Source organism: Streptomyces sp. H27-C3, assembly GCF_030063415.1.
In the GTDB taxonomy this organism is placed as follows: Bacteria; Actinomycetota; Actinomycetes; order Streptomycetales; family Streptomycetaceae; genus Streptomyces.
On record NZ_JASITA010000015.1, the window covers coordinates 171,887 to 181,425 of the forward strand.

11 protein-coding genes are annotated in these 9,539 nt (G+C 70.3%); 6 read left to right on the forward strand and 5 right to left on the reverse strand.

Going from position 1 to position 9,539, the window contains the following annotated elements:
- The first annotated feature begins 102 nt into the window (after window positions 1-102).
- Both QMK30_RS17630 and QMK30_RS17635 read left to right on the forward strand, forming a co-directional pair.
- A complete protein-coding gene (locus tag QMK30_RS17630) occupies window positions 103-714 on the forward strand; it encodes a hypothetical protein (RefSeq protein WP_283519105.1) in 612 nt (203 codons plus the stop codon).
- Window positions 715-935: 221 nt separating this feature from the next.
- Window positions 936-1,649, forward strand: coding sequence for a 3-keto-5-aminohexanoate cleavage protein (locus QMK30_RS17635; RefSeq protein ID WP_283519106.1), 714 nt, complete (start codon window positions 936-938; stop codon window positions 1,647-1,649).
- A 98-nt stretch (window positions 1,650-1,747) separates the two neighbouring features.
- On the opposite strand, the gene soxR is transcribed toward QMK30_RS17635, so the two are convergent.
- Window positions 1,748-2,242 (reverse strand): redox-sensitive transcriptional activator SoxR, encoded by a 495-nt coding sequence (gene soxR / locus QMK30_RS17640; RefSeq protein WP_283519108.1) that lies wholly within the window; start codon window positions 2,240-2,242, stop codon window positions 1,748-1,750.
- A gap of 132 nt (window positions 2,243-2,374) precedes the next feature.
- On the opposite strand from soxR, the gene QMK30_RS17645 reads away from it, so the two are divergent.
- Entirely contained in the window at window positions 2,375-2,836 is a 462-nt protein-coding gene (locus tag QMK30_RS17645; protein WP_283519109.1) for a MaoC family dehydratase, read from the forward strand.
- 125 nt (window positions 2,837-2,961) lie between these two features.
- On the opposite strand, the gene QMK30_RS17650 is transcribed toward QMK30_RS17645, so the two are convergent.
- The 3 genes from QMK30_RS17650 to QMK30_RS17660 all read right to left on the reverse strand — a co-directional run bounded on the left by QMK30_RS17650 (window position 2,962) and on the right by QMK30_RS17660 (window position 5,261).
- Window positions 2,962-3,588 (reverse strand): TetR/AcrR family transcriptional regulator, encoded by a 627-nt coding sequence (locus QMK30_RS17650; protein WP_283519111.1) that lies wholly within the window; start codon window positions 3,586-3,588, stop codon window positions 2,962-2,964.
- A gap of 140 nt (window positions 3,589-3,728) precedes the next feature.
- Window positions 3,729-4,019, reverse strand: a complete 291-nt coding sequence (locus QMK30_RS17655; RefSeq protein WP_283519113.1) for a YiaA/YiaB family inner membrane protein — start codon at window positions 4,017-4,019, stop codon at window positions 3,729-3,731.
- Between the two features lie 90 nt (window positions 4,020-4,109).
- Window positions 4,110-5,261: an acyl-CoA dehydrogenase family protein gene (locus QMK30_RS17660; protein ID WP_283519114.1), complete on the reverse strand. Its 1,152-nt coding sequence runs from the start codon at window positions 5,259-5,261 to the stop codon at window positions 4,110-4,112.
- Window positions 5,262-5,335: 74 nt separating this feature from the next.
- Between QMK30_RS17660 and QMK30_RS17665 the strand changes: the two genes are divergently transcribed.
- The 3 genes from QMK30_RS17665 (at window position 5,336) to QMK30_RS17675 (ending at window position 8,126) form a co-directional block, all read left to right on the forward strand.
- Window positions 5,336-6,016 carry a TetR/AcrR family transcriptional regulator gene (locus QMK30_RS17665; protein ID WP_283519116.1) on the forward strand — a complete coding sequence of 227 codons (681 nt, stop codon included), beginning with the start codon at window positions 5,336-5,338 and terminating at the stop codon, window positions 6,014-6,016.
- Window positions 6,017-6,318: 302 nt separating this feature from the next.
- The gene (locus tag QMK30_RS17670; protein ID WP_283519118.1) at window positions 6,319-7,035 is read left to right on the forward strand and encodes an ArsR/SmtB family transcription factor; all 717 of its coding nucleotides are present in this window, start codon (window positions 6,319-6,321) and stop codon (window positions 7,033-7,035) included.
- Window positions 7,036-7,067: 32 nt separating this feature from the next.
- Window positions 7,068-8,126: a DMT family transporter gene (locus QMK30_RS17675; protein WP_283519119.1), complete on the forward strand. Its 1,059-nt coding sequence runs from the start codon at window positions 7,068-7,070 to the stop codon at window positions 8,124-8,126.
- Here the strand turns inward: QMK30_RS17675 and QMK30_RS17680 are convergent.
- Window positions 8,080-9,417, reverse strand: a complete 1,338-nt coding sequence (locus QMK30_RS17680) for an MFS transporter (RefSeq protein WP_283519121.1) — start codon at window positions 9,415-9,417, stop codon at window positions 8,080-8,082. The genes QMK30_RS17675 and QMK30_RS17680 overlap by 47 nt on opposite strands.
- Window positions 9,418-9,539 lie beyond the last annotated feature (122 nt).

Below are 9,539 nucleotides of genomic sequence, written 5' to 3' on the forward strand. Positions count from 1 at the left end.
AATACCGCTTATGAGGCCCATTTGTTTTTCGATGGAGCCGAATCGGGCACCCGTACGTCCATTCCATGACGCCGAAGTACCAGCGACGGAGGTGGCAGTGCGATGGCCGGTTTCCGGAGTCTTGCGAGACAGGTGCGCGACCCGCGGTGCGATCTTGCCCTGCGGCGATATTCGCTACGTAAATGCCTGGAACGATTTGCCCCTTATGGTCACCGGGCGACCTGGGACCACCTGTGCTCACGGCACAGGATCGAACCGGAGGACAGGGCGCCCGATCCGGTGCGGCTGGTGGCCGCGCTCGACGAATTGGAGGAAGCGCGGGCCGTCTGGCTCGGCTACGAGGAGGAGTTCGCGGAGCGCCGCAAACGCGAGAAGCACGACGGGCTGCGGCAGCCCGGCTCGTTCGACGACTGGCACCGACGCACCTGGGGAGGGTGCGGTACGGCGGTGTGCCCCGATCCCGCGGTCCATCCGACGGCGCCGCTCGGCGACGTACTGCGACGGCTGATCTCCGCCCTGGAGGCGGACCCCGGCGCACGGTGCCCGGCGTGCACGGAGAGCCGGATCGTCTGGACGCAGGATCTCGACCATGAACCCTGGTTCGGGCCCGTCTGCGCGAGCTGCGGCATTCTGGTGCCCCGGCCGGTTCTGACCTCGGCGGCCCTGGCGGAGTCCAAGAGGGTACGGCGCAAGGACTTGGCGTCGGTGGCGTGAGGGCGCGCGGACGCGGCGCCGCTGTGGACGCCGGCTCGGTCGGTTCCCGGCTCTTCCTCCGGGGGTAGCCGCGCCACCGGTGAACGGCGGCGTTCTCAGTGGCATTGGCGGTGGCTTCGTCGGTGGCTCTGTCGATGGCTTTGTCAGTCAGTGGCTGAGCCACGACCGCCGGAAGCCGCCTACGCGTATCAATGTCAGTGGTGGATGGCACCATCGCAGGCATGATTCAGGTCTGCCTCAACGGCCCTCGCGGGGTGCGTGACGGTGCGGCGGTTCCGGTGTCGCCGGGTGCGATGGCCGACTCGGCGCGCGCGGCCGTCGCCGCCGGGGCGTCCGACGTCCATGTGCATCCCAAGTCGCCCTGCGGCGAGGACACCCTGTCACGGCGCGCGGTCGCGGCGACGCTCACGGCGATACGGGCCGCGGTGCCGGCGTCGGTCCTGATCGGGGTGACCACGGGCGCCTGGGCCGAGCCGGATCCCGGGCGGCGGGTGGAGCGCGTCCGCTCCTGGACGGCGCTGCCCGACCATGCCTCGGTGAACTGGCACGAGCCGGGCGCCGAGGAGGTCGCGGCGGCCCTCGTCGAGCGCGGCGTCGGCGTGGAGGCGGGCATATGGTCCGGCACGGACGGCGCGGAGCGCTTCCTGGCCTCGCCGCTGGCTCCCCGGGTGCTGCGTGTGCTGGCCGAAGTGACGGACCCGGGACCCGAGGCGGCCGAGGACTCCGCCCGCACACTCCTGTCCGCCCTGGGCGACGCGCACGGCAGGCCCGTGCTGCTGCACGGCGAGGACGGCTCGGCCTGGCCGGTGCTGCGGCTCGCCCGTCGGCTGGGCCTGGCGACCAGGGTCGGCCTTGAGGACACGCTGCGGCTCCCGGACGGCCGACCTGCGGCCTCCAACGCCGAGTTGGTGCGCGCGGCGGACGATATTCACTGACCGTGAGGCGGGCGGCCCCTTCACATTGGGGGCGGAAAACCGCAACAGAGGGGGCGCCGAATGTCTGATCGCCGGGCCGCCCGTCGCGGGTCCGGCGATCAGCTGCCGGACCCCTGGCCCTGGCTCTCCTTCGCGGCCTTGCGGCCGGGGAGCAGCAGGGAGCCGGTCATACGGTCGCCGAAGACGTCGTCCGGGTTGGACAGGACGCAGGTCTCCAGGGACAGGCAGCCACAGCCGATGCAGTCGCTGAGGTGGTCGCGGAGCCGGCCGAGCTGCTTGATCCGCTCGTCCAGCTCGGATCGCCACACCTCGGAGAGCCGGGCCCAGTCCTCGTGGTTCGGCGTCCGCTCCTCGGGGAGTTCGGTCAGCGCGTCCCTGATCGTGGCGAGCGGAATACCGACCCGCTGGGCCGCCCGCACGAAGGCGACGCGTCGCAGGGTGTCACGGCCGTAGCGGCGTTGATTGCCGCTGGTCCTGCGGCTGCTGATCAGGCCCTTGGACTCGTAGAAGTGCAGGGCGGAAACGGCGGCGCCGCTTCGCGCGGACAGCTGGCCGACCGTGAGCTCATGGATCTTCTCTGGAATCTGCGGCACTCAGTGAACCCTACTGGGAGTCCGTTGACAGGAACACATGCGCCCGACGATGCTGAGCAAGCGCTTAGACAGGCTGTTGGACCAGAGATGCTGTTGGAACGTAACCGTGCTGGAGAGGCAGGGGCCAGGGACATGGCAGAGCCGAGGATCTTCACTTCCGCCGAGGAGTTGCGCGCCGGGGTCGGCGAGCAACTGGGGCACAGCGCATGGCTGGAGGTGGACCAGAAGCGGATCGACCTGTTCGCCGACGCGACCGGTGACCACCAGTGGATCCATGTGGACCCCGAGAAGGCCGCCGCGGGCCCGTTCGGCGCGACGATCGCGCACGGCTATCTGACGCTCTCCCTGCTGCCCGCGCTGGTCCCGCAGATCATGCGGGTCGAGGGCATGAGGATGGGCATCAACTACGGCACCAACAAGGTGCGCTTCCCGTCCCCCGTGCCGGTCGGCTCGCGGCTGCGCGCGACGGCGGTCCTCAAGGAGGTCACGGACGCCGGCGGCGGCGTACAGGTGACGGCCGTTGTCACGGTGGAGCGCGAGGGCGCCGAGAAGCCGGCCTGCGTGGCCGAGTCGGTGTCCCGCTATTACTTCTGAGCAACGGCCGAGCAACCTTCGAGCAAATTCCAAGGCCCCCGAGGCGACCGCTGCCGAGAGGTCGCCTCGGGGCGGCCACCTCTGAGCGGTCGACCCCAAGCAGTCGACTCCGGCCGGTCCCGCCGCTACTTCTGAGCGCCGACCATCCGCAGGACCAAGCCGGCGTAGAGCGCGCCGACCTCGTCGGGCGTCCGGCGCCCCTGCGTGTTGAACCACCGCGCCACGTCGATGCAGAGCGACAGCACGGCGAGGGCGGTTCCGGGGACGTCCGGGACGTCGAACTCTCCCGCCTTCACGCCGTCGTTGATGATCTCACGCACGGCGGCGTCGCTCCTGCGGCGCAGTTCGACGATCTCGGCGCGGTGCTCGTCACCGAGCGCGTCCAGCTCGTACTGGACCACACGCGCCGTGGTGTGCCGCTCGGCGTGCCAGCGGACGAAGGAACGTACCGCGTCGGCGAGCCGCTCGGCGGCCGTGCCCTCGCCTTCCGCCGCTGCCCGAAGGATCTCCAGGGCCCTGTCGTGCCCGATCCTGCTGATCCGGTGGAGCAGCTCTTCCTTGGTCTTGTAGTGAATGTAGAGCGCCGCCGGGCTCATCCCTGCGCGGCCGGCGATGTCGCGGGTGGTGGTCGCGTGATACCCGCGCTCGGCGAACGCGTCGACGGCGGCGACCAGCAGTTTCCTGGCCGCTTCGGGGGTCACTTCGCCCCATGGCTTGTCCTCGCCACCGGCCAGCTCCTCCGCCGTGCTCATCGCGCCCCTTCCGCCCGGTCGGCCCGTCCGACCAGGACGAACACCATACCCCGAAGGTGAGCAAGCGCTTAGGCATTCGGGGCTTCAGACGTCGGCGTCCCGGATATGTCAGAGCTTCCGGGACTCGAAGCATCCGGGACTCAGAGCTTCTGGAACGGGTCGTGCTCGGCCAGCAGCTTCTCCAGCCGAGCCTGGTCGACACGGCTCACGATCTGCCCGGCCTCCTGCCGGTCCCTGATCACCTTGGCGAGGGTGAAGGCGGAGGTGACGAGATACAGGACGCCGATGCCGAGAAAGGCGCGCACCCAGGCGTCGGCTTCGAGCTTGAGGATGCCGAGGGTGACAGCGCCCAGGGCGACCGCGAAGGCGGCGACCGCCTGTCCGTAGTACGCCGCCGTGTTGTTCTGCTGCTTGACCGGTGTCTCACTCATGGCCACAGCATCGTCCGGCGTGGCGCCCACCACATCCGTTGCCGTACTCAGGCGGGGCGCCCCGGTACTCAGAAGCCGGAGGGCCGAACGTCAGAAGGCCGAAACCCCGGTCAGCGCCCGGCCGATGACAAGCTTCTGGATCTGGCTGGTGCCTTCGTAGAGCGTCATCACGCGGGCGTCGCGCAGCAGTTTGCCCGCCGGGTACTCGTCGATGTAGCCGTAACCGCCGAAGACCTGGAGCGCGTTGTTCGCGGCGCGTACCGCGGCCTCGGAGGCGAAGAGCTTGGCCGTGGACGCCTCGGTGACGAACGGCCGGTCGCGGTCGATCAGATCAGCGACGCGCCAGGTCAGCAGCCGGGCCGCGTCCACGTCCACCGCGATGTCGGTGAGCAGTTCCTGGACGAGCTGGTGGTGGGCGATCGTCTTGCCGAACTGGTCGCGCCCGGTGGCGTAGCTCACCGCCGCGTCGAGCGCGGCCTGGGCTATGCCGACGCAGCCCGCCGCGACCGACATCCGCCCCTTGGCGAGGGCCGACATGGCGACGGAGAAGCCCTTGCCCTCGGGCGCAAGCATCGCGGAGGCGGGGACGCGCACATCCTCCAGGAACAGCTCAGCGGTGGCCTGGCCTCGCAGGCCGAGCTTGCCGTGGATCTCACGGCGGGTCAGACCGACGGACTCGGTGGGCACCAGGAAGGCGGAGACGCCCCGGTGGCCGGGCGCGTCCGTGGAGCGGGCGAAGAGCAGCACCACATCGGCCCAGGTGCCGTTGGTGATGAACATCTTGGAGCCGTTGATCACGTAGTCGTCGCCGTCCCGGACGGCGCGGGTGGTGAGGTTGCCCGCGTCGGAGCCGGTGCCGGGCTCGGTGAGGCCGAAGCAGCCGATCAGATCGCCGGACGCGAGGCCGGGCAGCCACTGCCGCTTCTGCTCCTCGGTCCCCCAGTGGGCGATGGTCTTGGCGACGAGACCGAGCGATACGGACACGATGCCGCGCACCGAGGAGTCACCGCGGCCGAGCTCCTCGGTGACCAGGCAGTACGCGAGGTGGTCGCCGCCGGAGCCGCCGTACTCCTCGGGGATCGTCAGGCCCAGAAAGCCGAGGGCCCCGAGCTTCTTGACGAGTCCGCGGTCCACGGACTCGGCCCGGTCCCACTCGACGACGTACGGGGTGACCTCGCGGCCCACAAAGTCCCGGGCGAGCCGCCGCACGGCGGTCTGCTCCTCGCTGAGCTCCAGATCCATCCGGGCACCCCATTTTGGTCAGCAGCTTTAATTAGCACTGCTAGTTTCTTGTTGGCACGCCTACTATGAGCCGCATGGCCCGACCACGCAAGCCCCTCCTCAGCCGTGACCGCATCGTCGAGGTGGCGGGCGCACTCGTGGACGCCGAAGGGCTGGCGGCGGTCTCCACGCGACGGCTCGCCGCCGAACTGGGGGTCAGCGGCCCCTCCCTCTACAACCACTTCCGCAACAAGGACGAGATCCTCGACGCGGTCGCCGACGCGGTCAGCGTCCAGGTCGACCTGTCGATGTTCGACACCGGGGACGACCGCGACTGGCGCACCGCGCTGCACGACTGGGCCGTCTCGTACCGCGCGGCCCTCACTGAACACCCCAACATCGTCCCGGTCCTGGCACACGGCCCCGGCCGCCGCCCGGCGGGGCTGCGGGTCGCCGACGCGGTGTTCGGCGCGATGGTCAGGGCGGGCTGGCCGCCGACCCAGGCGACGTACATCGGGGCGCTGATGCGGTATTTCATCACCGGGTCGGCGCTGGGCTCCTTCGCACGGGGCTTCGTCGACGACGAGAGCGCGTACGACCCTGCCGACTACCCGCATCTCGGCCAGGCCCATCTGCTGGCCGAGCACCGGCAGAAGGTCGACGAGGGCGCGTTCGAGACGGGGCTGCGGGCACTCGTCGACGGCCTGGCCCTCCAGCACGAGCAGCTCGGGCAGGACGGCAAGGCCCAGCAGCACAGGGCGGGCAGCAAGGCCTAGTGCCGCGCCAGGCAACGTTTGCCCCGTCGCGGCACTAGCTTCCGCCGCATCGAGGACGCGCAGGTGCGTTTTGTGTACGACTCCCCCCAGACGGGAGAGGACGCGCTCAAGGCGGCAGACGCCGCACTCGACGCCTTCGCCGCGCGAGGCGTACAGGGGGCCCGCCGGATTCGACCGGATTCGACCGGATTCGACGGCCGGGCCCTCCCCCGTCTCGACATCCGCCTACCCGCCCATCCCCGCATCCCCCCATCCGCAACAGTTCGGTGCGCTCCGAACCATTCATGAGGCACGCTGGGGACATGTCCCCCACCGACTCGGCCGGCACCCCCGGCGCCAGGCTCGCCGCCTTCGCGGCACTCCTCGCCGACGAGACCCGGGCCGTCTTCTGCCTGTCCCTGCTCGACGGACGCGCCTGGACCGCGAGCGAACTGGCGCGGCAGGCGGGCGTCGCCGCCTCCACGGCCAGCGAGCACCTCGGCAAGCTCGTCGCGGCCCGGCTGCTCACCGAGGAACGGCAGGGCAGACACCGGTACGTGCGGCTGGCCGACGCGCCCACCGCGCAGCTCGTGGAGTCCCTCGCCGCCCACGCCATTCCCGGCCGCGACAACCCGCACACCCTGCGTGCGGCGAGCGCGAGCAGTGCCATGGCCCGGGGGCGCACCTGTTACGACCATCTCGCCGGCCGCCTCGGCATCGTCATCACGGAGGCCATGGAGCGGCGCGGGCTGCTGATCCTGGACACGGGCTTCACGCTCACCGACGACGGGGCCCACTGGTTCCGGGAGACCGGCATCCCTCTGGAGAGCAAGGGCCGACGCCCGCTGGTCAGCTCCTGCCTGGACTGGACCGAGCGCAAGCGCCACCTGGCGGGCGTCGCCGGGGCGGCCCTGTGCCGTCATGCCCTGGAAGCCGAGTGGTGCGAACGGATCGGGACCGAGCGGGCGGTGCGGGTGACCCCGGCCGGGGAGCATGCTCTCGGGGAGCTGCTCGACATCGAGTCGGGCATACTTCGGTGACAACCGAAGTGTCGAGCGCTTAGTATCGCCGCATGGCTACTTCCTCCCTCTCCGGATCCCCCTCCGGCCGCGCCGAACCTCTCGCCCTCGCCGCCGCCGGGGTCACCGTCGTGCTGTGGGCCTCGGCCTTCGTGTCGATCCGGAGCGCGGGTGAGGCGTACGCGCCCGGCGCGCTCGCCCTGGGCCGACTGGTGACCGGATCGCTGGCACTCGTCGCGATCCTGCTGATACGTCGCGAAGGCCTCCCCCCGCGGGCCGCGTGGCGCGGGATCGCGGTGTCCGGACTGCTGTGGTTCGGCGGCTACGCGGTGCTCCTCAACTGGGGCGAGCAGTTGGTCGACGCGGGCACCGCGTCCCTCGTGGTCAATGTCGCGCCGATCCTGATGGCCCTGCTCGCGGGCCGCCTGCTCGGCGAGGGTCTGCCGCCGAGGCTGCTGGCCGGGATGGTGGTGTCCTTCGCGGGGGCGGCGGTCGTCGGCCTGTCGATGTCGGGCGGCGGCAGTACCTCAGTGCTGGGTGTGGTGCTCTGCCTGGTGGCCGCGGTGACCTACGCGTGCGGCGTCGTCGCGCAGAAGCCCACGCTGACACATGCGAGCCCGCTGCAAGTGACGACGTACGGCTGCCTGGTGGGAATGGTCGGCTGCCTGCCGTTCGCGGGGCAGCTGTTCCATGACGTCGCGCGAGCGCCGATGTCGGCGACGCTCAACATGGTCTATCTGGGCGTCTTCCCGACCGCTATCGCGTTCACGACCTGGGCGTACGCCCTGGCCAGGACGACGGCGGGCAAGATGGGCTCGACGACGTACGCGGTGCCCGCACTGGTGGTGCTGATGTCCTGGCTGCTGCTCGACGAGGTGCCGGGTTGGCTGACGCTGCTGGGCGGTGTGATCTGCCTGGCGGGCGTGGCGGTTTCGCGCTCACGGTCCAGGAAGCGGGCGTCCACCCGGGTGGTGACCACGGGGGCGGACGCCGCGGACCTTACGACCTCGGGGGCAATAGAGCGCGGGCTCCCGGCTGATCCACGCCCCATTGCCCCCGAGGTCGTTACGGTTGCGCCTCCCGAGCAGCCGCGCGCTTCGCGAGAATCCTGATCGAGAGCAGTGCGATCACGGCCAGACCGATGATGTAGGCCGAGACCGCCATCGACGTACCGGTCGTCTCCAGCAGCAGGACCATCATGAACGGGGCGAGGCCGCCGCCGAAGACCGCCGCGATCTGATAGCCGAGCGAGGCTCCCGTGTAGCGCATCTCGGCGGTGAACAGCTCGGCGAACAGGGCCGCCTGGGGGCCGTACATGATGCTCAGGAAGCAGCTGGTCACGAAGGTGCCCACGGCCAGCCAGAGCAGCGATTTCGTGTCGATCAGCAGGAACATCGGGATCGCCCACAGCCCCAGGCCCGCCGCGCCCAGCGCGTAGATCCGCAGGCGGCCGATGCGGTCGGAGAGGGCGGCCGATGCGGGGATCAGCACCAGTTGGGTGAGGCTGATGCAGAGCGAGACGGTGAGCACCGCACTGCGCTTCATGTCGAGTTCGCGGGTCGCGTAGTCGAGCACGCCGGTGATGATGATGTAGAAGGTCGCGGTGTTGACGGCGAAGGAGCCGCCGGCCAGGAAGACCGTGCCGAGGTGCTTGCGCAGGATCGTACGCAGCGGGGAGCGGCTCTGGCCCTTCTCCTGCGCGGCCAGGGCCTGTTCGGCCTCGCGGAACTCGGGGGTTTCCTCGACGTGGGTGTGGATGTACCAGGCGAGGACGAGCACGAGGACGCCGACGAAGAACGGCACCCGCCAGCCCCACGAGGCGAAGGCGCTCTCGCTCGTCGTGGCGCCCACGACGAGGAAGACGGTGTTGGCGGTGACGACGCCGATGGGCACGCCCAGCTGGACGAGGCTGCCGTAGAGGCCGCGCTTGCCCTCGGGGGCGTACTCGGTGGCCATGAGCATCGCACCGCCCCACTGCGCGCCGACCGCGATGCCCTGGAGCACGCGTAGGAACACGAGCAGGATCGGAGCGGCGATCCCGATCGTTTCGTACGTCGGCAGGAGGCCGATGCCGGTGGTGGCGAGGCCCATCAGGGTGAGCGCGATGACCAGCATCGGCTTGCGGCCGTGCTTGTCGCCGAACTGCCCGGCGATGACGCCGCCGACGGGCCGGGCGAGGAAACCGACGGCGAAGGTGGCGAAGGCCGCGAGGACACCGGCCGAGGAACTCCCGGACGGGAAGTAGAGGTCGCCGAGGACGAGCGCGGCGGCGATGCCGAAGACGAAGTAGTCGTACCACTCGACGGCGGAGGCGAGAGCGGCAGCGGTGGCGACCTTGCGCCGGTTGCGGTCGGCTGGGGCGGAATCAGGGGTTCCGACGAGCGGGGATGCGGCCGTGTCCATGCGGTGCACACTCCGGTGGGTGCGGGGCGGGAGGGGACGGAGGGGGGCGGCGGCGAGATGTGCGGGGAACGTACCGACCGGATGGTACGGAGGTCAACTGGTTGTGCGGGGGGAGTTTTTTT

What these genes read in the sequence shown, in the direction of transcription:
- QMK30_RS17630 (WP_283519105.1), top strand. Translation starts at nt 103, where the DNA reads ATGGCCGGTTTCCGGAGTCTTGCGAGACAGGTGCGCGACCCGCGGTGC.
- QMK30_RS17635 (WP_283519106.1), top strand. Translation starts at nt 936, where the DNA reads ATGATTCAGGTCTGCCTCAACGGCCCTCGCGGGGTGCGTGACGGTGCG.
- QMK30_RS17645 (WP_283519109.1), top strand. Translation starts at nt 2,375, where the DNA reads ATGGCAGAGCCGAGGATCTTCACTTCCGCCGAGGAGTTGCGCGCCGGG.
- QMK30_RS17650 (WP_283519111.1), bottom strand. Translation starts at nt 3,588, where the DNA reads ATGAGCACGGCGGAGGAGCTGGCCGGTGGCGAGGACAAGCCATGGGGC.
- QMK30_RS17655 (WP_283519113.1), bottom strand. Translation starts at nt 4,019, where the DNA reads ATGAGTGAGACACCGGTCAAGCAGCAGAACAACACGGCGGCGTACTAC.
- QMK30_RS17660 (WP_283519114.1), bottom strand. Translation starts at nt 5,261, where the DNA reads ATGGATCTGGAGCTCAGCGAGGAGCAGACCGCCGTGCGGCGGCTCGCC.
- QMK30_RS17665 (WP_283519116.1), top strand. Translation starts at nt 5,336, where the DNA reads ATGGCCCGACCACGCAAGCCCCTCCTCAGCCGTGACCGCATCGTCGAG.
- QMK30_RS17670 (WP_283519118.1), top strand. Translation starts at nt 6,319, where the DNA reads ATGTCCCCCACCGACTCGGCCGGCACCCCCGGCGCCAGGCTCGCCGCC.
- QMK30_RS17675 (WP_283519119.1), top strand. Translation starts at nt 7,068, where the DNA reads ATGGCTACTTCCTCCCTCTCCGGATCCCCCTCCGGCCGCGCCGAACCT.
- QMK30_RS17680 (WP_283519121.1), bottom strand. Translation starts at nt 9,417, where the DNA reads ATGGACACGGCCGCATCCCCGCTCGTCGGAACCCCTGATTCCGCCCCA.